This is a genomic window from Micromonospora sp. ZG13 (assembly GCF_059359355.1).
In genome coordinates this window covers 1-23,185 of the sequence record NZ_JCADBQ010000029.1, presented here as the reverse complement: position 1 = coordinate 23,185, position 23,185 = coordinate 1, and the positions used below count along the sequence as shown (strand labels likewise).

The following is a 23,185-nucleotide window of genomic DNA, read 5'->3' as shown; positions in this document are numbered from 1 at the left end:
CGCCGGCTGGTCAAGTGTCGGGGGCCGCGTCTACTGTCGGTTGCTGTGCTGGAAGAGCTGCGCATCACCGGACTGGGCGTCATCGAGGACACCACGCTGCCGCTGACCGGCGGCATGAACGTCATCACCGGCGAGACCGGGGCGGGCAAGACCATGGTGGTCACCGGCCTCGGCCTGCTCTTCGGCGGGCGCGCCGACGCCGGCCGGGTGCGCGCCCAGCCGGGCCGGGCGGTGGTGGAGGGCCGACTGCGGCTCGAGGGTCGCGTCGCCGCCACCGTGCACGCGCGGATCACCGACGCGGGCGGCGAGCCCGACGAGGACGGCTCGGTGCTGCTGAGCCGCACCGTCACCGTGGAGGGCCGCTCCCGGGCGCACCTGGGCGGGCGGAGCATGCCGGTGTCGATGCTCGGCGAGGTGGGCGAGCAGGCGGTGGCCGTGCACGGCCAGTCCGACCAGCTGCGGCTGCTGCGGCCGGCCGAGCAGCGCGCCGCGCTGGACCGCTTCGCCGGCCCGGAGCACGAGAAGCTGCTCGACGCGCTGCGCGAGGCGTACGCCCGCTGGCGCGCGGTGGTCGACGACCTGACCGACCGGCGGCGCAACGCCCGCGAGCGCAACCAGGAGGCCGACCTGCTGCGGCTCGGCCTCGACGAGATCACCCGGGTCGACCCGCAGCCGGGCGAGGACGACGAACTGAAGGCGGAGGCGCAGCGGCTGGAGCACGCCGAGGGGCTGCGCACCGCGGCGCAGGTGGCCCACCAGTGCGTGGCCGGCGGCGTGGAGGCGACCGACGAGACCCCGGACGCGGCGGCGCTGCTCGGCACCGCCCGCCGCACCCTCGAGGCGCAGGCCGGCACGGACCCGGCCCTGGGCGAGCTGGCGGCGCGGCTGGAGGAGGCGGCGACGCTCGTCACGGACGTCTCCGCCGAGCTGTCGACCTACCTCGCGGCGCTCGACGCCGACCCGGCCCGGTTGCAGACCGTCTACGAGCGGCGGGCGGCGCTGCGCGCGCTCACCCGCAAGTACGCCGACGACGTCGACGGGGTGATCGCCTGGGCCGAGCACGCCCGCACCCGGCTGTCCGACCTGGACACCTCCGACGACCTGCTGGAGGAGCTGGACCGGGAGGCCTCCCGGCTGGCCGGCGAGGTGGCCGACCTGGCCGGCCGGGTGTCGACGTCGCGGCAGGAGGCGGCGACCCGTTTCGCCGAGCAGGTCACCGTCGAGCTGGCCGGGCTGGCCATGCCGCACGCGAGGATCGAGGTGGCGGTGCTGCCCCGCGCGGCCGGCCGCACCGAGCCGACCCTCGCGGTCAACGGCACCGAGGTCGGCGTCGGCCCGGACGGCGGCGACGAGGTCGAGCTGCGCCTGCTGGCCCACCCGGGCGCGCCCTCGCTGCCGTTGCAGCGCGGCGCCTCCGGCGGTGAGCTGTCCCGGGTGATGCTCGCCATCGAGGTGGTCTTCGCCGGCTCGGGCGGGCCGCCCACGCTGGTCTTCGACGAGGTCGACGCCGGGGTCGGCGGCCAGGCCGCCGTGGAGATCGGCCGGCGGCTGGCCCGGCTGGCCCGCAGCCACCAGGTCCTCGTCGTCACCCACCTGCCGCAGGTGGCCGCCTTCGCCGACCGGCACCTGGTGGTGGCGAAGGACACGGGCGGGGCGGTGACCACGAGCGGGGTCCGGGTGGTGGAGGACACCGAGCGCGCCCGGGAACTCGCCCGCATGCTCGCGGGTTTGCCCGACTCCGACCTGGGTATCGCGCACGCCGAGGAACTTCTCGCCGTGGCGGCCCGCGAAAGGCGCCCGTGAGCCGGCGATTGTGAGCACAGGCACACCGGCCTGGGCGTTAGTGTGCTTCCCTGGGTAGGCGGCCCTGCTCAGGCATGTCGCGACAGATTTGCCTGCCTCACATGCCAGGATGGTCACGATGCGTCTACCCACGTTGCGCCGGACCCGGAACGCGGAACCGGGCAGGATCCTCGGCACCGCGCGCCTCGACCGCCGGACAAAACGCCTGGTCGGCCGGCTCCGCCCCGGTGACATCGCGGTCATCGACCACGTCGACCTCGACCGGGTCGCCGCCGACTCGCTCGTCGCCGTCGGTGTCGGCGCGGTGCTCAACGCGAAGCCGTCGGTCTCCGGCCGCTACCCCAACCTGGGGCCGGAGGTGCTCGTCGCCGCCGGCATCCCCCTCCTGGACGACCTGGGCGAGGGGGTCTTCGAGCGGATCCGCGAGGGCGACACCGTCCGGATCGAGGGCAACACCGTCTTCGTCGGCGACGAGCCGGTGGCGCACGGCAGCCTCCAGGACGCCGAGACGGTGGCCAAGTCGATGGCCGACGCCCGCGAGGGGCTCTCGGTGCAGTTGGAGGCGTTCGCCGCCAACACGATGGACTACCTCCGCCAGGAGCGCGACCTGCTCCTCGACGGCGTCGGCGTGCCCGAGATCCAGACGGAGATGCAGGGGCGGCACTGCCTGATCGTGGTGCGCGGCTACGACTACAAGGCCGACCTGGACGTGCTGCGCCCCTACATCCGCGAGTTCAAGCCGGTCCTGATCGGTGTCGACGGCGGCGCCGACGCACTGGTGGAGGCCGGCTACACGCCGGACATGATCATTGGCGACATGGACTCGGTCACCGACGACGTGCTGCGCTGCGGCGCCGAGGTGATCGTGCACGCCTACCCGGACGGCCGGGCGCCCGGTCTGGCCCGGGTCAACGGCCTCGGCGTCCCCGCGGTGACCTTCCCCGCGGCGGCGACGAGCGAGGACCTGGCCATGCTGCTGGCCGACGAGAAGGGCGCCTCGCTGCTGGTCGCCGTCGGCACCCACGCCACGCTTGTCGAGTTCCTCGACAAGGGTCGCGGCGGGATGGCCTCCACGTTCCTGACCCGGCTCAAGGTCGGCGGCAAGCTGGTCGACGCCAAGGGGGTGAGCCGGCTCTACCGGCAGAGCATCTCCGGGTCGTCGCTGCTGCTGCTGGTGCTCTCCGCGATCGCGGCGATGGCGTCGGCGGTGGCGGTCTCGACCGTCGGCAAGGCGTATTTGGGCGTGGTCTCCGAGTGGTGGAACAATTTCGTGTTCCAGCTCGAACAGCTTTTCTAGCGTCCCACCGATCAAGAGGCGACAGGTGTGATCAACTTCCGGTACCACGTGGTGTCACTGACCGCCGTCTTCCTCGCGTTGGCGATCGGTCTGGTGGTCGGCACCGCCGCCCTGAACGGCCCGGTGGCCGACTCGCTCAAGGAGAACGTCAACGCGCTGCGCAAGGACAACCAGCAGATGCGCCAGGCGGTCCAGAGCATGGAGAAGGAGCTCGAGCTCGAGGAGGACTTCGCGGCCCAGATCGCGGAGGTCGTCCTGCCGGGCACGCTGACCGGCAAGCGGGTCGTGGTGGTCGGCCTGCCCACCGGGCGCGACCACACCGAGGGCGTGCTCAAGATGCTCCAGCTCGCCGGGGCCCAGGTCACCGGCCGCATCGACCTTCAGGACAAGTTCATCAACCCGGACAACAACAACAACCTGCTGGAGCTGGCGGTCACCGCCGCGCGCCCCACCAGCGCGCCGACGGCCGGGCTGCCGGGCAACGGGCACGGGGTGGAGACCTCGACGGCCCTGCTGGCCAGCGTCCTGCTCGACCGGGCGGCCGGCGCCACCCCCGTCACCGAGGCCGACCGGCGGGCGGTGCTCGCCGCCTACATCAACGCCAACTACCTGACCACCGAGAAGCCGGTCACCGCGCCGGCGGAGGCCGTCGTCCTGGTCAGCGGGCAGCCGTACGTGGACAAGGACTCGGCGAAGAAGGACGAGTCGGTGCTGAAGGTCGCCGAGCAGTTCGACCAGGCCGGGACGCTCGTCGTGGGCGGCAACGGCTCGGCCGGCGGAAACCTGGTGGCCGCCGTGCGCAACGATCCCGTGCTGGTGCAGACCATCTCCACCGTCGACAACGCCAACACCGTCCAGGGCCAGCTGGTCACCGCACTCGCGCTGGTGCAGCAGGTCACCGAGAAGAAGGCCGGGCAGTACGGCGTCGGCGACAACGCGCCGTCCCTGCTGCCTAGACTGCCCCAGTGACGCAACGACGTACCCCGTTGTCCGGATCCAGCCTCGCCGACGTACGGCGGGAGGGAGAGGCGTGAGTCTGCTCGGTCGACTGCTGATCGCCGGCGCGGGCGCCGCCGCCGCCCGGTACGCGCTGCGCGAGGTGCGCACCTCGCCGGCCGGGCCAGCGCTGGATCGCACCAACTTCCGTGGCCGCACGGTGAGCCTGGCCGCCGGCCCCGCGCTCGCCGCAGGTGCCGCCGCGGCGGGCGCGTTCGGCGCCTCCAGCGGCCCCTCGGGTGCCGCCGCCCTGGTCGCCGGGGTGGGCGCCGGGGCGGTCGGGCTCTACGACGACGTGGTCGGGGCGCGGCCCGAACAGAAGGCGGCCAAGGGCTTCGCCGGGCACCTGGCCGCGCTGCGCGAGGGCCGGGTCACCGCGGGAATGGTCAAGGTCGTCGGGGTGGGGGCCGCCGGCCTCGGCGCCGCGGCGCTGCTCGCCGCCGATCCCCGGGTCGCCGGGCACCGGCGCCGCCAGCGGCAGGGCGTGCTGGGCCGGGGCGTCGACGTGCTGCTGGGCGCCGGTGTCGTCGCCGGCACCGCGAACCTGCTCAACCTGCTCGACCTGCGTCCCGGCCGGGCGCTGAAGTCCGGTCTCCTGCTCGGCGCCCCGCTGGCCGGGGGCCCGCACGGCGGGATCGCCGCCGGTGCCGTCGGCGCCGCCGCCGGGCTGCTCCCCGCCGACCTCGGCGAGGACGTGATGCTCGGAGACAGCGGCGCGAACGCCCTCGGCGCGCTGCTCGGCGTGGCGCTGGCCGCGCGTACCGGGCCCGTCGGGCGGGCCGGGTTGCTGGCCGTGCTGGCCGGCCTCACCGCGGCCAGCGAGAAGGTGAGCTTCACCCAGGTCATCCAGCGCACCCCGGGGCTGCGCGAGCTCGACGCACTGGGTCGACGCGCCGACTGACGTGACGACCCCGGCACCCCTCGCCGGCGCCGGCCGCGTCGCCGGAGCGGCCGCGCTCATCGCCGTCCTCACCGTCCTCAGCCGGCTCGCCGGCTTCGGCCGTACCGCCGTCTTCACCTGGACGTTGGCGCCGACCGACCTCGGCGGCACCTACGTGGTGGCGAACGCGGTGCCGAACTTCATCTTCGAGATCGTCGCCGGCGGGGCGCTGGCGAGCCTGGTCGTACCACTGCTCGCCGGGCCCGTCGCGGCGGGCGACCGGGCGGCGGTGGCCCGCACCACCGGCGCGCTGCTCACCTGGACGGTGAGCCTCCTGGTGCCCCTCGCCGTGCTGGTGGCGCTGCTCGCCGGGCCGGCGGTCGCGCTGCTGGGCGATGGACTGACCGCCGCCCAGCAGGCCAGCGGCGAGCGGATGCTGCGGGTCTTCGCCCCCCAACTGCCGCTGTACGGGGTGGGCATCGTGCTGACCGGGGTGCTCCAGGCGCACCGGCGGTTCGCCTGGCCGGTGGTGGCGCCGCTGCTGTCCAGCCTCACCGTCATCGTGGTCTACCTGGGCTTCACCGCCGCCGAAGGGCCGCTGGCCACGGTCGCCGGCGTGAGCCCGGGCGGGGAACTGCTGCTCTCCGCCGGCACCACGCTGGGCGTCGTCGTGCTCTCCCTGTCGCTGCTGGTTCCCGTCCGCCGGCTGAGGCTGCGGGTTCGACCCGGGTTCGGCTTCCCGGCCGACGCCCGCGCCCGGGTGGGCGGGCTGGTGGCGGCCGGCGCGGTGGCCGTCACCGCCCAGCAGGTCGCCCTGATGGTGAGCCTCAACCAGGTCACCTACGGGGCGGCGGCCAACCCGGGCGTCTACCAACTGGCCCAGACGCTGTACCTGCTGCCCTGGGCGGTGCTCGCGGTGCCGCTGGCGGTCGCCGCGTACCCGACGCTGGCGGCGGCCCGCGCGGCAGGCGACGAGGACGGCTACCGGGCGACCCTGGCGCCGGCCGTGCGTGGCGTGCTGCTGTTCAGCTGCCTGGGCGCCGCCGCGCTGGTCGGGACGGCCGGCCCCGTCGGCCACCTCTTCTTCGCGCCGGGCCCGGCGGCCTCGGCCGCCGCGGCGATCGCCGGGTTCGCGCCGGGCCTGCTCGGCTACGGGCTCTACGCGCTGCTGAGCCGGGCCCTCTACGCCCGGGGGGAGACCCGGGCTGCGACCGTCGCCATCGCCGCCGGCTTCCTGGCGGTACCCGCCACCGCCCTGCTGCTGGGCGCGGTGCTGCCGCTGCGGGACCGGGTGCTCGCGGTCGCCCTGGCCAACTCGGTCGGGATGGTGCTTCTCGGCGGGCTGCTCCTCGTCGCGGTACGCCGCGCTGCCGGGCCTCCCGCGCTCGCCGGCGCCGCCCGTGCCGGCGCCGCCGGACTGCTCGCCGGCACCCTGGCCGCGCTCGCCGGGACGGCCCTGGCGCGCTGGCTCGACACGGCCGGCGGCGGCACCCCGACGACACCGGGCGCACTCGCGCAGGGCATGCTGTCCGGAGTCCTGGTCGGTGTCGTGTTCCTCGCCGTCGTCTGGCTGGCCGACCGGCGGGACGTGACGCCGCTGCTCGCCGGGGTGCTCCGGCGACTGGGCAGGGCGGGCCGGCGCGGGCCGGCGGCCCCCGCCGAGGGAACGGGCGAGCGCGACATCCCCCCGGAACGGGGTGACGGGAAGGAGACGGTGTCCCGGTGAGCGGGTGCAGGACGGGTGACCGGCCGACGGCGACCGACGGGCGGGGGTGGTCGTGGTGACGGCACCGGTTCCCGGCTGGCACGGCACCGTGGCCCTGCTGCTCGCCTCCAGCACCGGCGGTGTCGGGCAGCACGTCCGCTCGCTGGCCGGGGGCCTGACCGCCGGGGGCGCCCGCGTGCTGGTCTGCGGGCCCGCCGCGACGCAGGAGCAGTTCGTTTTCACGGGCGTCGGTGCCCGCTTCCTGCCGGTGGAGATCCCGGCCAGCCCGACCCCGGCCGACGCCCGGGCGGTCGGCGCGCTGCGCCGGGCGCTCGCCGCCGAGGAGGTCGACGTGCTGCACGCCCACGGGCTGCGGGCCGGGCTCGTCGCCGTACTCGCCCGCCCGGCCGCCCCGCTCGTGGTGACCTGGCACAACGCGGTGCTCGCCGGTGGCCTGCGCGGCGGCGTGTCCCGTCTCGTCGAGCGGGTCGTGGCCCGGGGCGCCCGGGTGGCGCTCGGCGCCTCCACGGACCTGGTCGAGCGGGCCGCCGCGCTGGGCGCGACGGACGCCCGGCTCGCCCCCGTCGCCGCGCCGGCACTGCCCGCACCGCGCCGCCGCCGAGCCGCCGTCCGCGCAGAGTTCGGCGTCGCGGCGGAACAGCCGCTGATCCTGTCCGTCGGGCGGCTGCACCCCCAGAAGCGCTACGACGTGCTCATCGACGCCGCCGCGAGATGGCGTACGCGCACACCGGCGCCGGTGGTGGTGATCGCCGGCAGCGGCCCCGCCTACCTGCCGCTGGCCGCCCGGATCTCCGCCGCCCGGGCCCCGGTGACCCTGCTCGGGCACCGCACCGACGTGGGCGACCTGCTCGCCGGGGCCGACCTGGCGGTGGTGACCAGCGACTGGGAGGCCCGTCAGCTCTTCGCACAGGAGGCGATGCGGGCCGGCGTACCGCTGGTGGCGACCGGCGTCGGCGGCCTGCCGGAGCTGGTCGGCGACGCCGCGGTGCTGGTGCCGCCCGGGGACGTGGACGCCGTCGACGCGGCCGTGCGCGACCTGCTCGACGACGAGGCCGCGCGGGCCGGGCTGGGGCGGCGCGGCGCCGAGCGGGCCGCCACCTGGCCCACCGAGGCCGACACCCTCGCCCAACTGGCGGCGCTCTACGCCGAACTGGCCCCGGACGGCGCCGGACCGGCGGCCCCGGGCGCCGACGCCCCGTCGACGGGACGCCGCTGATGCGGCGCAGAATCGCCCCGATCCTGCTGACCCTCGTGGTCGTGGCGCTGGGCATCACCGCGCTGACCGTCCGCCCCGACCGGGAGGCACCGGGGCGCACCGCCGACTTCGTCGTGCTCGCCGGGGTGGCGGGACTGCGCTGGGAGGACGTCGACCCGCAGACCACGCCGACGCTGTGGCGGATGGCCCAGGACGGCTCGATCGGCTCCCTGTCGGTCCGCTCAGCGCACCGGCCGACCTGCCCCGTGGACGGCTGGCTGACGCTCGGCGCGGGCAGCTACGCCGCCTGGAACGGCAGCCGCCAGTCGGGCGGCTGCCCGCCGGCGCAGGTGGCGATCGAGCAACCCGACGGCATCGGCGCGAACCTGCCCGACCAGGAGAGCGTCGTCCTGCACAACCAGGAGCGACTGCCCTGGGGCACGGTGCCCGGCGCGTTGTCGGAGTCGGTGCGCTGCTCGGTGGCGGTCGGGCCCGGCGCGGCCGTCGCGGCGGCCCGGCCGTTCGGCCGCGTCGACCGGTACGTGCCGGCGCTGCCCGCCGACCCGGCGGGCCTGCTCGGCTCCTGCGTGCTGAGCATCGTCGACCTGGGCACGGTGGCCGGCGAGGACCCGGTGGCCCGGGCCACGGCAGCGCGCGCGGCCGACGCCCGCCTGGCCCGGGTGCTGGCCGCCCGGCCGCCCCGCTCGCTGGTGCTCGTCGCCGGGGTGTCCGACACCGAGGCGCCGTCCCGGCTGCACGTGGCCGTCGCCGACGGGCCGGGCTGGGAACGCGGGTGGCTCACCTCCGCCAGCACCGGCCGCGAGGGCTACCTGCAACTGGTCGACCTCGCGCCGACCGCGCTCACCGCGCTGGGCCGGCCGATGCCGGAGCGGCTCTTCCTCGGCCGGCCGGCAGAGTCGGTCGGCGGGCGACCGGCGGACCTCGCCGCCGCGATCGCCGCGCCCGCCGACGCCGACCGGGAGGCCGCCGCCCAGCGTCGGGTGGCGGACTGGTTCTTCACCCTGCTCGCCGGCGCCCAGGTGCTGCTGGCCGTGGCGGTGCTGCCGCTGCTGCGCCGGGCCCGCCGGCACGCCGGCCCGTACGGCCCGGAGCCGGTGTCGCCACGCGTGGTGGCGGTCGTGGAGCTGCTGCTGATCGCGGCGGCCCTCGCCGTGCCGGCCGCCCTGCTCGCCGACGCCGTGCCCTGGTGGCGCGGGGACCACGCGGGCGTGTACTTCGCCGGGGTGACCGTGCTGCTGCTGGTCGCCGCGACCGCCGTGGTCCGGCTCGCGCCGGGGCACGCGGCGACCCTCGGCCCGCTTGGTGCGGTGGCCGGCCTGACCACGCTGACCGTCGGCATGGACGTGCTCACCGGCGCCCGCCTCCAGCTCAACGGGGTGGTCGGCTACTCGGCCCTGGAGGGCGGCCGGTACGCCGGGCTGGGCACCGTCGGGCTCGGCGTGTTCCTGGCCGGCGCCCTGCTCAGCGCGGGGTGGCTGGCCCAGCGGGTCCGCCGGTCGTGGCGGCCGCCCGTGATGGTGGCCGTCGGCGGGGCCGCCGTACTGGTCGTCGGCAGCCCGTACCTGGGGGCCGATCCGATCGGCGCGATCGCGCTGACCGCCGGGCTGAGCGTCGCCGCCGCGATCAGCGCCGGCGGGTGGTTGACCATCAGCCGGCTGGCCTGGGCCACCATGGCGGGGCTGGCGTTGACCATCGGCTTCGCGGTGCTCGACCTGCGCCGGCCCGCCGCCGAGCGGGGCAGCCTCGGCCGTTTCCTGGCCGCCGTGGGCGACGGCACCGGCGGGCTCACCGTGCACCGTTCCAGCACGGCGAACTTCGAGACGCTGGTCAACAGCCCGCTGACCGTACTGGCCCTGGCCGGCGCCCTGCTGGTCTGGTTCGCCCTGCTCCAGCCGTGGGGCGGGCTGATGCGGCTGTTCGGCATCTACCCGGCGATACGGGCGGCGATGGCCGGCACCGCCGTCGCCGCGGTGACCGGCGGGGTGCTGGGCGGCGACGCCCTGGACGTCGCCGGCGCGGCCGCGGCCGTGGTGGTGCCGATGGCGGCGCTGGCCGCGTTGCGGGTGCTCGACCACTCCACCGACCGCACGCTGCCCGACGCGGGCCGGCAGCGCGACGAGGGGCCCGGCGGGACGGGCGGCGACACCGGCGGGGGACCGGACGGCGACGGCCCGGACCGCCCGACCCCGACCGGCGCGGGGGCGGGCACCGCCCGTACCCCGGATCGGGGCGCGGAACCGGCCGCGGCGCCGACGCCCCCGGCCCCGCGGTCGCCGGGCCCGGACACCGGGGCGCAGGAGCCGACGGCCGGCGCCGCCGCCGGGCAACGCGCGCCGGCCGGACGGTCATCGACCGAGGTCACCGCCTCCTGACCCGGATGGGGACGTGCCACGGCCCGCTGCGGGTGCGCCCGGCGGGCGGGCCGGGAGAGGTGTTACCGTGGAATCCCGTGGATCGCGTGATCACTTGGCTGATCGGCACGGCGGTCTGCACGACCGCGACGGACGACACGGGAGCAGGCCTTGGCCCCATCAGCACGGACGACCAGGCACATTTTCGTCACCGGGGGAGTCGCCTCCTCGCTGGGTAAGGGCCTCACCGCCTCCAGCCTCGGCAACCTGCTCACCGCGCGCGGCCTGCGCGTGGTGATGCAGAAGCTCGACCCCTACCTCAACGTCGACCCGGGGACGATGAACCCGTTCCAGCACGGCGAGGTCTTCGTCACCGAGGACGGCGCCGAGACCGACCTCGACGTCGGGCACTACGAGCGGTTCCTGGACCGGGCGCTGTCCGGCAAGGCGAACGTCACCACCGGCCAGATCTACTCCGAGGTGATCGCCAAGGAGCGGCGCGGCGAGTACCTGGGCGACACCGTCCAGGTCATCCCGCACATCACCAACGAGATCAAGTCGCGGATCCTGGCGATGGCCGACCCCGACGACGACGGCCAGGTGCCGGACGTGGTGATCACCGAGGTCGGCGGCACCGTCGGCGACATCGAGTCGCTGCCGTTCCTGGAGGCGATCCGCCAGGTCCGCCACGACCTGGGCCGGGACAACTGCTTCTACCTGCACGTCTCCCTGGTGCCCTACCTGGCGCCGTCGGGCGAGCTGAAGACGAAGCCGACCCAGCACTCGGTGGCCCAGCTGCGCAGCATCGGCATCCAGCCCGACGCGCTGGTGCTGCGCTGCGACCGGGAGATCCCCGACAAGGTCAAGCAGAAGCTGTCGCTCTACTGCGACGTCGACCGCGAGGCCGTCACCGCCGCCCCGGACGCGCCGAGCATCTACGACATCCCCAAGGTGCTGCACCGCGAGGGTCTCGACGCGTACGTGGTGCGCCGGCTCGGCCTCTCCTTCCGCGACGTCGACTGGGCCAGCTGGGACGACCTGCTGGACCGGGTGCACCAGCCCCGGCACACCGTCACCGTCGCCGTGGTCGGCAAGTACGTCGACCTGCCCGACGCGTACCTGTCGGTCAGCGAGGCGATCCGGGCCGCCGGCTTCGGCCACCGGGCCCGGGTGCAGCTGCGCTGGGTGCCCAGCGACGAGTGCGTCACCCCGTCCGGCGCCGCGGCCGCCCTGGCCGGCGTGGACGGCATCGTCATCCCGGGCGGCTTCGGGGTACGCGGCATCGAGGGCAAGATCGGCACCGCCCGCTACGCCCGGGAGAACGGCATCCCGCTGCTCGGCCTCTGCCTCGGTCTGCAGTGCATGACCATCGAGGTGGCCCGGCACCTGGCGGGCCTGGAGGGCGCCAACTCGCTGGAGTTCGACGAGGAGGCGGCGCACCCGGTCATCGCCACGATGGCCGACCAGGAGGACATCGTCGCCGGCAGGGGCGACCTGGGCGGCACCATGCGGCTGGGCGCGTACCCGGCGGCGCTCGCCGAGGGCTCGCTCGTCGCCGAGGCGTACGGCAGCACCGAGGTCAGCGAGCGGCACCGGCACCGCTACGAGGTGAACAACGCCTACCGCGACGCGCTGACCAAGGCGGGCCTGCACGTCTCCGGCACCTCGCCCGACGGGCGGCTGGTCGAGTTCATCGAGCTGGACCGGGGCCTGCACCCGTTCTTCGTCGCCACCCAGGCGCACCCGGAGCTGAAGAGCCGGCCGACCCGCCCGCACCCGCTGTTCGCCTCCTTCGTCAAGGCGGCGGTGGCGTATTCGGAGGCCGACCAGCTCCCGGTCGACCTCGACGCGGCCGACAGCGCGACGAACCCGGACGCGGCGGCGACCAACGCCGCCCGCAACGGGGGCGCCGCCGCGAAGGCGACGTCGGCCTCGTGAGCGGGCGCACCGTCGGCTCCGACGGCGACACGAGCGCCGTCGGGCACCGCTACGAGGTGCGCTCGCGCACCGAGCGCTACCGGGGCCGGATCTTCGACGTGGTCAGCGAGGAGGTGGCGATGCCCGGCGGCGGGACGGGCGTGCGCGACTTCGTCCGGCACGTCGGCGCGGTCGCCGTGGTGGCGCTCGACGCGGCCGGTCAGGTGGTGCTGATCCGCCAGTACCGGCACCCGGTCGGGCGGCATCTGTGGGAGCTGCCGGCCGGGCTGACCGACGTCTCCGGCGAGGACCTGGCCGCCGCCGCGGTCCGGGAGCTGGCCGAGGAGGTGGACCTGACCGCCGGGCGGATCGACGTCCTGGTGGACCTGCACAGCTCGCCGGGCTTCACCAACGAGTTGGTCCGGGTCTTCCTGGCCCGGGACCTGGCCGACGTGCCGGCGCCGCAGCGGCACGAGCGCCACGACGAGGAGGCCGACCTCCAGGTCGTCCGCGTCGACCTGGACGAGGCCGTCGGCATGGTCCTCGCGGGCGAGATCACCAACGCCTCCTGCGTGGCCGGGCTGCTCGCCGCCGCCCGGGCCCGCGACACCGGCTGGTCGGCGCTGCGCCGGGCCGACGCGCCCCTACCGGGCTGAGCCGGGGGCGGAGAACGTGAAGGGGCCGTGCGGTACGCCGCACGGCCCCTTTCGTCGTTCCGGGTCGGTCAGTCGCGCAGCGGCCGGCCCTGCCCGTCGACGCCACCGTTGATCAGGATCAGGATGCCGTCGACGAAGCCCCAGATGCCGCCGATGCCGCACGTCACGAGGGACACGATGAGCTGGATGACGCCGGTCTTGGTGTCGCCCATGTAGAAGCGGCCGATGCCGAAGGTGCCGAGCACGATCTGCAGGACGCCCGCGACGACCTTGCTCTTGTCGGAGACACCCGACGGGTACCCGGGCTGGTTGGGGTAGCCGGGCTGGTAAGGAGGTGTGGTCATGAGGCGACACCCTAGTGATCCACTGGTCTCCTGTCCGCAGCGGCACCCGAAGAGTGGGACGATAATGGATGAACACTGTCCTGACGGCTGAGGTGCGGGTCGCACCGCCGGCCCCGTTCACGCCTGACACATCGTCAGCGTGTGCCGGCACCGGATGTCACTGTGCTGCCTCGGCGGCGGTGCCGACGCGCCTAGACTGCCGCCGGCGGGACCGGTGGACCGCGGCGGCAAAGGGGCCGCCGTGGCACCGCGCAGTCGGGGGAGCGCAGCCCCGAAGAGAGGTGTCTGCATCGTGAAGGTCGGAATCCCCCGCGAGGTCAAGAACCACGAGTACCGCGTGGCGATCACGCCGGCGGGCGTGAACGAGTTCGTCCGCAGCGGCCACCAGGTCTTCGTCGAGTCCGGCGCCGGCGTCGGATCCAGCATCGGCGACGACGAGTTCGCCGCCGCCGGGGCCAAGATCCTGGCCACCGCCGACGAGGTGTGGGAGACCGCCGAGCTGGTGCTCAAGGTCAAGGAGCCCATCGCCGAGGAGTACCACCGGATGCGCGAGGGGCAGGTGCTCTTCACCTACCTGCACCTGGCCGCCTCGAAGGCGTGCACCGACGCGCTCGTCGACCGCAAGGTCACCGGCATCGCGTACGAGACCGTCGAGCTGCCCGACCGGTCGCTGCCGCTGCTCGCCCCGATGTCCGAGGTGGCCGGCCGGCTCGCCCCGCAGGTGGGCGCCTACCACCTCCAGCGGCAGGGCGGCGGGCGCGGCATCCTGATGGGTGGCGTCTCCGGCGTCTACGCCGCGAAGACCGTGGTCATCGGCGCCGGCGTCTCCGGCATGAACGCCGCCGCGATCGCGCTGGGCCTCCAGGCCGAGGTGCTGCTGCTGGACAAGAACGTGGCCCGCCTGCGCCAGGCCGACGCCATCTACCGGGGCCACCTCCAGACGGTGGCCTCCAACGCGTACGAGATCGAGCGGGCCGTGCTGGACGCGGACCTGGTCATCGGCGCGGTGCTGGTGCCCGGCGCGAAGGCCCCGACCCTGATCTCCAACGAGCTGGTCTCCCGGATGAAGCCGGGCAGCGTGCTGGTCGACATCTCCATCGACCAGGGCGGCTGCTTCGAGGACTCGCGTCCCACCACGCACGCCGAGCCGACCTACCAGGTGCACGACTCGATCTTCTACTGCGTGGCGAACATGCCGGGCGCGGTGCCGCACACCAGCACCTACGCGCTGACCAACGTCACCCTGCCGTACGCCCTGGAGTTGGCCAACCACGGCTGGCGTGAGGCGCTGCGCCGCGACCCGGCGCTGGCGCTGGGCCTGAACACCCACGACGGCCAGGTCACCTACGGCCCCGTCGCCGAGGCGCACGGCATGCCGAGCCTCGCGCTGGCCGACGCGCTGGCCTGAGGGGTGGCGGACTGACCGGCACAGCGGACGGGGCCGGCGCGGGCGGGGAGCCAGCGCCGGCCCTGCGCCGTGCCGTGCGCGGCTACCTCGACCACCTCACCGTCGAGCGGGGACTGTCGGCGAACACCCTCTCGTCGTACCGGCGTGACCTGGAGCGCTACCTGGGCACCCTGGCGGCGGCCGGCGTGCCGGACCTGGCCGCCGTCGGCCCGGGGCAGGTCGAGGCGCACCTGGCCCGGCTGCGCGCCGGCGACGAGGAGCATCCGCCGCTCGCGGTCTCCTCCGCCGCGCGGGCGGCCAGCGCGGTGCGCGGCCTGCACCGGTTCGCGCTGCGCGAGGGGCTGGCCGGCGCCGACCCGAGCCGGGACGTCCGCCCGCCCACGCCGCCGCGCCGGTTGCCCCGCGCGCTGCCGGTCGACGCCGTGGTGCGGCTGCTGGAGACCGCCGGCCCGGTGACCGCCGCCGGCGACGGTGCGCCGGTCGCGCTGCGCGACCGGGCGCTGCTGGAGTTCCTGTACGGCACCGGGGCGCGGATCTCCGAGGCGGTCGGCGCCGCCGTGGACGACCTGGACGTCGACGAGGGCACCGTGCTGCTGCGCGGCAAGGGCGGCCGCACCCGGCTCGTCCCGATCGGCGGGTACGCGGTCGAGGCGGTGCGGGCCTGGCTGGTGCGGGCCCGGCCCGCTCTGGCCGCCACGGGCCGGGGCACCCCGGCGGTCTTCCTCAACGCCCGCGGCGGCGCGCTGACCCGGCAGGGCGCCTGGACCATCCTTCGCCGCTCCGCCGAGCGGGCCGGGCTGCCGGTGGACGGCCCGGAGGCGGTCTCCCCGCACACCCTGCGCCACTCCTACGCCACCCACCTGCTCGACGGTGGCGCGGACGTGCGGGTGGTGCAGGAACTGCTCGGTCACGCCTCGGTCACCACCACCCAGGTCTACACCCTGGTCACCGTCGAGCGGCTGCGCGAGGTGTACGCCACCGCCCACCCCCGGGCGCGGGGTTGACCCCGCCCGGCCCCGGCCCGGGCGCGGGACCGACCGCCGGGCGGCCCACCAGGGGTGGCCGCCGCCGGCCGGCACGGGTGGCGCGACGGTGTACGGGGCGGTGCGCGGAGGACGTCGCCGGTGGCTGGCCTGGTCGGCGGGGCGGCGACACGCCGAGCGGGTGCGACCGGCCCGCCGGGCGGTGGCGTACAGTCGGCATCGGCGCGGACCTCCTGGGGCGATGGTGATGCAGACCGGGGTGCGCAGCGGCGCCGCGAAGGACGTCGGACGGCTCCGACGCCGGGTGGTCGTCGGGAGGGGGCAACGAGCACATGGCTGGCAACGGTGACCGTGCCGAGACCTGGACGTCGGAGCTCCGCGAGCAGCAGGCCACGCTCGGGGCGGATCTGGGTCCGGCGGATCCGGCGGCGTACACGATGCGCAAGCCGATTCCCGAGCCGATGCCGACCGACCGGCACGGCCCGGCCCGGATCATCGCGATGGCCAACCAGAAGGGTGGCGTGGGCAAGACCACCACGACCATCAACCTGGGCGCCGCGCTGGCCGAGTACGGCCGCAAGGTGCTGCTCGTCGACTTCGACCCGCAGGGCGCCCTCTCGGTCGGGCTGGGGGTCAACCCGCACAACCTCGACCTGTCGGTCTACAACCTGCTCATGCAGGACGACGTCACCGCCGAGGACGTCCTGATCAAGACCGACGTGGCGGGGCTGCACCTGCTGCCGGCCAACATCGACCTCTCCGCGGCCGAGATCCAGCTCGTCAACGAGGTCGCCCGGGAGATGGCCCTGGCCCGGGTGCTCCGCACGATCCGCAAGGAGTACGACTACATCCTGATCGACTGCCAGCCCTCGCTGGGCCTGCTGGCGATCAACGCGCTGACCGTGGCGCACGGCGTGCTCATCCCGCTGGAGTGCGAGTTCTTCAGCCTGCGCGGCGTGGCGCTGCTGCTGGACACCATCGACAAGGTGCGCGAGCGGCTCAACTTCGACCTGGAACTCGAGGGCATCCTCGCGACCATGTACGACAGCCGCACCACCCACTGCCGCCAGGTGCTCCAGCGGGTGGTGGAGGCGTTCGGCGACAAGGTCTACCAGACGGTGATCACCAAAACCGTCAAGTTCCCCGAGTCCACCGTCGCCGGTGCCCCGATCACCACGCTCGACCCGGCCTCGTCCGGTGCCCGCAACTACCGCCAGCTGGCCCGCGAGGTGATCGCCGCCCAGGCCGAGCGGTAGGCCGGGATGCACCTTCGCGCCGGGTCGCCCGGGGCGTGGACTACGGTCTTCCGGTGACCGCGCCGCCCCTCGACCCTCCGACGACGCCGGAGCAGCCCCCGGTACGGGCCGCCGAGGCCCTCGCCGAGGTGCCGACGGACCCGGCCGGCGCGCCCGGGACGGCGACGGAGAGCGGCGGGTTCACCGTCCGGCTGGCGAACTTCACCGGCCCGTTCGACCTGCTGCTCCAGCTGATCGGCAAGCACAAGCTCGACGTGACCGAGGTGGCCCTGCACCGGGTCACCGACGAGTTCATCGCCTACATCCGCGCGATGGGCGACCAGTGGGACCTGGACGAGGCCAGCGAGTTCCTGCTCATCGCCGCCACGCTGCTCGACCTGAAGGCGGCCCGGCTGCTGCCCGCCGCCGAGGTCGAGGACGAGGAGGACCTCGCGCTGCTGGAGGCCCGGGACCTGCTCTTCGCCCGGCTGTTGCAGTACAAGGCGTACAAGGAGGCGGCGGCGCACATCGCCGCGCTGGAGGAGGTCGGCGGCCGGCGCTACCCCCGCGCGGTGACCCTGGAGCCCCGCTACGCCGAGGCGCTGCCCGACCTGGTCCTCGGCATCGGCCCGCAGCGGCTGCTGAAGCTGGCGGTCAGGGCGATGACGCCGAAGCCGGTGCCGGAGGTGTCCGTCGCCCACGTGCACATGGTGCGGGTCAGTGTCCGGGAGCACGCGGGGATCCTCACCGAGCGGCTGCGCCGGGCCGGCACGGCCACCTTCTCGCTGCTCTGCGCCGACTGCGAGGCCACCCTGGAGGTGGTGGCCCGGTTCCTGGCCCTGCTGGAGCTCTACCGGGAGGGCCTGGTCGCGTTCGTCCAGGAGCAGGCGCTGGAGGAGCTGACCGTACGCTGGACCGGCCCCGCCGAGGGTGGCCCCGACCTGCACGTCGACGAGTACGCGGGCACCCCGGCCGAGCCGGTCCCGACGGTGCCCGAGCCGGCGGGCTCCGGCCCGCTGCCGGCGGCATCGGCCGAGCGGCGGCCGGTGCCGGACGAGACCGACTCAGCTGCGGTGGCAGATGTGGCGGCGGAGGGCAGCGGGACGGCGCCGGGTGTGGCGGCGGACGGGAACGGGACGGCGACGACGGAGGAGCGAGCGGGATGAGCAGCGACGAGCGTCGGGACTCCCTGGCCGACCAGGCCGCCGCCTGGGTGCCGCCCTGGCAGCGCCCCACGGCCCCCTCCCCAGCTCCCGAAACCGGAGATCTTGGTAGCTCCGCGCCCCCAGAGGGGCCTGAACCTACCAAGATCTCCGGAGATCCTGAGCGCGCGGCGGAGTCCGCGGCGGCGGACGCGCCGCCTGTGGAGACTGGCGGCGGGGAGTGTAAGGGCGGTCGGGGCTCATCGGCGAAGGGTGCTGCGGGGCGGCGGAGGGGGGCGGCGGCGCCCGAGCCGCCTCCGGAACTCGACGACGCGGAGCTGCGCGGGGCCCTGGAGGCGATCCTGCTGGTGGTGGACGAGCCGGTCAGCGAGCTGATCCTCGCCCAGGTGCTGGAGCAGCCCGCCGAGCGGATCGGGCCGACGCTGGACGAGATCGCCGCCGGCTACACGGCCGCCGGGCACGGCTTCGAGCTGCGCCGGGCCGCGGGTGGCTGGCGTCTCTACACCCGGCCGGAATACGCCACCTACGTGGAACGGTTCGTACTGGACGGGCAGTCCGTGCGGCTGACCCAGGCTGCGCTGGAGACACTGGCCGTGATCGCGTACAAGCAGCCCGTCACCCGCTCGCGGATCTCCGCCATCCGGGGTGTCAACTGCGACGGGGTGATCCGTACCCTGGTCTCCCGCGGGTTGGTCGAGGAGTGCGGCACCGAACCGGACAGCGGGGCGTTCCTCTACCGGACCACCACGATGTTCCTGGAGAAGCTCGGGCTGAACAGCGTCGACGACCTCCCGCCGCTGGCCCCGTTCCTTCCCGACGACGTAGAAGAGCTTGCCGATGCCACGCGATGACCGCACGCCCCGCCCCGACGCGCCCGCCTTCGAGGGGGCCGAGCGCCTGCAGAAGGTGCTGGCCGCCGCCGGCGTCGGCTCCCGGCGCGCCTGCGAGGACCTGATCTTCCGCCGCCGGGTCACCGTCGACGGCCGGGTCGCCCAGCTCGGCGACAAGGTCGACCCCGCCACCGCCGTGATCCACGTCGACGGCGAGCGCCTCGTCGCCGACACCCGACTGGTCTACCTGGCCATGAACAAGCCCCGCGGGGTCGTCTCGACCATGGCCGACGAGAAGGGGCGCACCGCGCTCGCCGACTTCCTCGGCAACCGGGTGGAGCAGCGGGTCTACCACGTGGGGCGCCTCGACGCCGACAGCGAGGGCCTGCTGCTGCTCACCAACGACGGCACCCTCGCGCACAAGCTGATGCACCCGTCGTACGGGGTGCAGAAGACGTACCTGTGCGAGGTTTCCGGACCGATCCCGCGCAACCTCGGCAAGCGGCTGATGGCCGGCGTGGAGCTGGAGGACGGGCCGGCGAAGGTCGACTCCTTCCGGGTGGTGGACACGCTGGGACGCAGCGCCCAGGTCGAGCTGAGCCTGCACGAGGGGCGCAAGCACATCGTCCGCCGGCTGCTCGGCGAGGTGGGCCACCCGGTGAGCCGGCTGGTGCGTACCGCGATCGGGCCGATCCGGCTGGGCGACCTGCGCGCGGGGCGGACGCGGCGGCTGACCAACGCGGAGGTCGCCGCCCTGTTCAAGGCCGTGGGTGACTGACCCCCGGGTTCGGGGTACGGCTGCCGGTAGGCTCCCTGGCGGCCCGGTGCCGGCGGCGCCCACCGGGCGACCGCGACGCCGGGCATCATTGAGAACGTTTGGACAACCGCTCGCGACACATCCGGTGTTTCGTGAGGTACGGGCTGAGGAGGACGACGGTGGAGGAAAACGAACGGGCCGGGCGATGCGTGGTCGCTGTGGACGGGCCGTCCGGTTCGGGTAAGTCCACCGTCTCGCGGCGGCTCGCCGTCGGCATCGGTGCCCGCTATCTCGACACCGGCGCCATGTACCGCGCCATCACCTGGGCGGTGCTGCGCTCCGGGGTCGACCTGACCGACGCCGAGTCGGTGGCCAAGGTCGCCGGCGAGGTGGACCTGCGCATCGGCACCGACCCCCAGGGGTACGGCGTGACCGCCGACGGCGTGAACGTCGACGCACAGATCCGCGGCCCGGAGGTGACCGGGGCGGTCTCCGCGGTGGCCGCCGTGCCGGCGGTGCGCGCGCTGCTGGTCAACCGGCAGCGCGAGATGATCGCCAACGCCGGCCGGATCGTGGTCGAGGGCCGCGACATCGGCTCCGTGGTGGCGCCGGACGCCGACCTGAAGGTCTACCTGACCGCCTCCGAGGCGGCCCGGGCCGCCCGGCGCAGCGCCGAGGACGCCACCGACGTGGCGGCGACCGCGGCCGACCTGGCCCGGCGGGACCGGCTCGACTCGACCCGCAAGGCCGACCCGCTGACCCAGGCCGCCGACGCCGTGGTGCTGGACACCACCGAGCTGGGCATCGACCAGGTCGTCGGGCGGCTGCGTGACCTGCTGACCGATCGGGGAGTGGCATGACCGACACCGACGGGTGGATCGAGCTGCGGGAGCCGGACGCCGACACCGAGGAGCCCACCGGCCCGCAGCCGGTCGTGGCCGTGGTCGGCCGCCCCAACGTGGGCAAGTCGACCCTGGTCAACCGCCTCATCGGCCGCCGCCAGGCGGTCGTCGAGGACGTCCCCGGGGTCACCCGTGACCGCGTCCCGTACGACGCGCAGTGGGCCGGCCGGCAGTTCACCGTGGTGGACACCGGCGGCTGGGAGCCCGACGCCAAGGACCGGGCGGCCGCGATCGCGGCGCAGGCCGAGACGGCGGTCGCCACCGCCGACGTGGTGCTGTTCGTGGTCGACGCGATGGTCGGCTCGACCGACGTGGACGAGGCCGCCGTACGCATGCTGCGCCGCAGCGCCAAGCCGGTGATCCTGGTCGCGAACAAGGCCGACAACACCGCCATCGAGATGGAGGCGACCTCGCTGTGGTCGCTGGGCCTCGGTGAGCCGTACCCGGTGTCGGCGCTGCACGGGCGCGGTTCGGGCGAACTGCTCGACGCCATCATGGACGCGCTGCCGGAGGCGCCGAAGATCGTCGAGAACCGCCCGCGCGGCCCGCGTCGGGTGGCCCTAGTCGGCCGGCCGAACGTCGGCAAGTCCAGCCTGCTCAACCGCTTCTCGGGCGAGGAGCGGGCGGTCGTCGACTCCGTCGCCGGCACCACCGTCGACCCGGTCGACAGCCTGGTCGAGATCGGCGGGGAGACCTGGCAGCTGGTCGACACGGCGGGCCTGCGCAAGCGGGTCGGCAAGGCCAGCGGCACCGAGTACTACGCCAGCCTGCGGACCGCCGGGGCGATCGAGGCCGCCGAGGTCGCCGTGGTGCTGCTGGACTCCAGCGAGCCGATCAGCGAGCAGGACCAGCGGATCCTGTCCATGGTCACCGAGTCCGGCCGGGCGCTGGTGATCGCCTTCAACAAGTGGGACCTGGTCGACGCCGACCGCCGGTACTACCTGGACAAGGAGATCGAGCGCGAGCTGCGCCGCATCCCATGGGCGATCCGGCTCAACCTGTCGGCGCAGACCGGCCGGGCGGTCGACAAGCTCGCCCCGGCGCTGCGCAAGGCCCTGGCGAGCTGGGAGACCCGCGTACCGACCGCGCAGCTCAACGCGTGGCTGACCGCGCTGGTGCAGGCCACCCCGCACCCGGTGCGGGGCGGACGGGCGCCGAAGATCCTCTTCGCCACCCAGGCGGGCGTGGCGCCGCCGCGCTTCGTGCTGTTCACCACCGCCCCGCTGGACGCGGGCTACCAGCGGTTCGTCGAGCGCAAGCTGCGCGAGGAGTTCGGCTTCGAGGGCAGCCCGATCGAGATCTCCGTACGTCCTCGCAAGAAGCTCGGCCCCGGCGGCCGGGGCAAGGCGCACGGCTGACCCGCTCGATGTAAAGCCGGGTGGGAGCGCCCTCCCACCCGGCTTTTCGCTACCCCCCACTTCCCATCCTCCTAGGACGCTTTAGAGGGCGTGCGCGGGATGACGCGTTCCGGCACGGGAGGGGGCAGTGCGGACGGTGCGAAGATCCTGCGCTAAGCTGTACCGGCTGTCGCGGGGAGATCCGCGCGGGAGCATCGGGACGTGGCGCAGCTTGGTAGCGCACTTGACTGGGGGTCAAGGGGTCGTCGGTTCGAATCCGGCCGTCCCGACAAGGTGTTATCGCAGGTCAGATGGCTGGTCCGAGACGTCGGGCCGGCCTTTCTGGCTTCCTGGGGACCACGTCGGTCAAGTGCGTCGGGCCGGTAGCGCATCTTGACCGCTGGTCAAGTCTTGAAGCGTTAATGCGGGATGCCTGCCGAATCGTTCGCTATCTGCATCAAGGCGGCCCGCAAGCGGGCCGCGCCGGCCCGGCCCCGGCCTGCTGGCGACCTTCGGCCGGCATCGGCCGGGCTGGCCGGCCACGCTGATGGCGACAAGAGCATGAAGACCTCGGGGCTCCGCCCCGAACCCCGGCCCTCCTCAGAGATGCCGCCGCGGCTCCCCTCGTCGAGCACCACAAGGGCTACCAGCGGCCCCGGACGGGGCCAAGGTCGTTCGGCTGGTGAGGCGCTCCACCTTGTCCCCGTCCGGGGGAGGCTGGAAGGTCTGACGACTGCCCGACGAGGAGATCCGCTTCCCCTGGCGGCCGGGTTATATGTTCTCTCGATCGCCCTACAAGTGGGCGGCATGGCAACCAACCGGGAGGCTCCTGTGGGGGTTCTTTACGACTACTTCCGCGCTTCGGACGACGAGGCTGTCGCAAAGCTGATGACCGCTACCGATGGCGGCCCGGTGGTGCGAGAGGGAGATTCTGCCGTCGTGGATGCCGTAGACGGCAAGGGGATCGATCCGCGCGTCGTCCTCGGCAAGGTCGTCTCGTTCGCCCTCGACGCGCCGTGGGACGCCCACCTAATCGGGGAACGACTTATCTGGCCGGACGGCGCCGGTGAGGACCCTGAGTTCGAAGGACCCTGGGTCGTCGTACTCAGCGAACGCGCCCGGGACGCGCTTGCCGAAATCCCGGACGACCGCATGCCGGGCCTAGCCGATCGGTGGTCACACATCGGGGAGCTGTCCCACTACAGCGACATGCAGCCGGAGGTCATGCTGTCGCGCTTGCGGGAGTTCGTTGGGCTGGCCCGCAGAGCACGCACGAGCGGGGAAAGCATCTACTGCTGGATCTGCCTCTAGGGCGCGTTTCGTAAGTGGGTGTTGGTCGGGTGGGGTCACGGCGTGGCGGTGATCGATAACTGAAGAGGTCTCC

Annotated in this window: 19 protein-coding genes and 1 tRNA gene; 19 read left to right on the top strand and 1 reads right to left on the bottom strand. The window is 74.3% G+C overall.

The window, feature by feature from the left end:
- The first annotated feature begins 45 nt into the window (after positions 1–45).
- From recN to AC5L34_RS29155, 9 genes are all read left to right on the top strand, one after another.
- On the top strand, positions 46–1,803 hold the full coding sequence (gene recN, locus AC5L34_RS29195; RefSeq protein WP_441176816.1) for a DNA repair protein RecN: 1,758 nt from the start codon (positions 46–48) through the stop codon (positions 1,801–1,803).
- Positions 1,804–1,921: 118 nt separating this feature from the next.
- Positions 1,922–3,100, top strand: coding sequence for a putative cytokinetic ring protein SteA (steA, locus tag AC5L34_RS29190; protein WP_089003555.1), 1,179 nt, complete (start codon positions 1,922–1,924; stop codon positions 3,098–3,100).
- Positions 3,101–3,127: 27 nt separating this feature from the next.
- Positions 3,128–4,069 (top strand): copper transporter, encoded by a 942-nt coding sequence (locus tag AC5L34_RS29185; RefSeq protein WP_441176815.1) that lies wholly within the window; start codon positions 3,128–3,130, stop codon positions 4,067–4,069.
- 61 nt (positions 4,070–4,130) lie between these two features.
- Positions 4,131–4,997, top strand: coding sequence for a hypothetical protein (locus AC5L34_RS29180; protein ID WP_494827858.1), 867 nt, complete (start codon positions 4,131–4,133; stop codon positions 4,995–4,997).
- A 1-nt stretch (position 4,998) separates the two neighbouring features.
- Positions 4,999–6,702, top strand: a complete 1,704-nt coding sequence (murJ, locus tag AC5L34_RS29175) for a murein biosynthesis integral membrane protein MurJ (RefSeq protein ID WP_494827856.1) — start codon at positions 4,999–5,001, stop codon at positions 6,700–6,702.
- A gap of 55 nt (positions 6,703–6,757) precedes the next feature.
- A complete protein-coding gene (locus AC5L34_RS29170) occupies positions 6,758–7,918 on the top strand; it encodes a glycosyltransferase family 4 protein (protein ID WP_494827854.1) in 1,161 nt (386 codons plus the stop codon).
- The gene (locus tag AC5L34_RS29165) at positions 7,918–10,290 is read left to right on the top strand and encodes a hypothetical protein (protein WP_494827852.1); all 2,373 of its coding nucleotides are present in this window, start codon (positions 7,918–7,920) and stop codon (positions 10,288–10,290) included. The genes AC5L34_RS29170 and AC5L34_RS29165 overlap by 1 nt, the downstream gene beginning before the upstream one ends.
- Positions 10,291–10,440: 150 nt before the next feature.
- Positions 10,441–12,207 (top strand): CTP synthase, encoded by a 1,767-nt coding sequence (gene pyrG, locus AC5L34_RS29160; protein ID WP_441176810.1) that lies wholly within the window; start codon positions 10,441–10,443, stop codon positions 12,205–12,207.
- On the top strand, positions 12,204–12,842 hold the full coding sequence (locus AC5L34_RS29155; RefSeq protein WP_441176809.1) for an NUDIX domain-containing protein: 639 nt from the start codon (positions 12,204–12,206) through the stop codon (positions 12,840–12,842). The genes pyrG and AC5L34_RS29155 overlap by 4 nt, the downstream gene beginning before the upstream one ends.
- Before the next feature lie 68 nt (positions 12,843–12,910).
- Here the strand turns inward: AC5L34_RS29155 and AC5L34_RS29150 are convergent, their stop codons facing one another.
- On the bottom strand, positions 12,911–13,252 hold the full coding sequence (locus AC5L34_RS29150; RefSeq protein WP_331716523.1) for a TM2 domain-containing protein: 342 nt from the start codon (positions 13,250–13,252) through the stop codon (positions 12,911–12,913).
- Positions 13,253–13,478: 226 nt separating this feature from the next.
- On the opposite strand from AC5L34_RS29150, the gene ald reads away from it, so the two are divergent.
- The 10 genes from ald to AC5L34_RS29100 all read left to right on the top strand — a co-directional run bounded on the left by ald (position 13,479) and on the right by AC5L34_RS29100 (position 23,112).
- Positions 13,479–14,594: an alanine dehydrogenase gene (ald, locus tag AC5L34_RS29145; protein ID WP_101409295.1), complete on the top strand. Its 1,116-nt coding sequence runs from the start codon at positions 13,479–13,481 to the stop codon at positions 14,592–14,594.
- Between the two features lie 11 nt (positions 14,595–14,605).
- Positions 14,606–15,598 (top strand): site-specific tyrosine recombinase XerD, encoded by a 993-nt coding sequence (locus AC5L34_RS29140; protein ID WP_494827864.1) that lies wholly within the window; start codon positions 14,606–14,608, stop codon positions 15,596–15,598.
- 311 nt (positions 15,599–15,909) lie between these two features.
- A complete protein-coding gene (locus AC5L34_RS29135) occupies positions 15,910–16,833 on the top strand; it encodes a ParA family protein (protein ID WP_089000898.1) in 924 nt (307 codons plus the stop codon).
- Positions 16,834–16,886: 53 nt separating this feature from the next.
- Complete coding sequence (locus AC5L34_RS29130; protein WP_494827848.1) at positions 16,887–17,978, top strand: segregation and condensation protein A; 1,092 nt, start codon at positions 16,887–16,889, stop codon at positions 17,976–17,978.
- The gene (gene scpB, locus AC5L34_RS29125; protein ID WP_494827846.1) at positions 17,975–18,826 is read left to right on the top strand and encodes an SMC-Scp complex subunit ScpB; all 852 of its coding nucleotides are present in this window, start codon (positions 17,975–17,977) and stop codon (positions 18,824–18,826) included. The genes AC5L34_RS29130 and scpB overlap by 4 nt, the downstream gene beginning before the upstream one ends.
- Positions 18,813–19,583, top strand: coding sequence for a pseudouridine synthase (locus AC5L34_RS29120; protein WP_357724848.1), 771 nt, complete (start codon positions 18,813–18,815; stop codon positions 19,581–19,583). Before scpB ends, AC5L34_RS29120 begins: the two co-directional genes overlap by 14 nt.
- A 158-nt stretch (positions 19,584–19,741) precedes the next feature.
- Positions 19,742–20,422 carry a (d)CMP kinase gene (gene cmk, locus AC5L34_RS29115; protein WP_441176806.1) on the top strand — a complete coding sequence of 227 codons (681 nt, stop codon included), beginning with the start codon at positions 19,742–19,744 and terminating at the stop codon, positions 20,420–20,422.
- Positions 20,419–21,822, top strand: a complete 1,404-nt coding sequence (gene der, locus AC5L34_RS29110; RefSeq protein ID WP_441176805.1) for a ribosome biogenesis GTPase Der — start codon at positions 20,419–20,421, stop codon at positions 21,820–21,822. The genes cmk and der overlap by 4 nt, the downstream gene beginning before the upstream one ends.
- A 195-nt stretch (positions 21,823–22,017) precedes the next feature.
- Positions 22,018–22,091, top strand: a tRNA-Pro gene (locus tag AC5L34_RS29105).
- A gap of 517 nt (positions 22,092–22,608) precedes the next feature.
- Positions 22,609–23,112, top strand: coding sequence for a hypothetical protein (locus AC5L34_RS29100; RefSeq protein ID WP_494827843.1), 504 nt, complete (start codon positions 22,609–22,611; stop codon positions 23,110–23,112).
- Positions 23,113–23,185 lie beyond the last annotated feature (73 nt).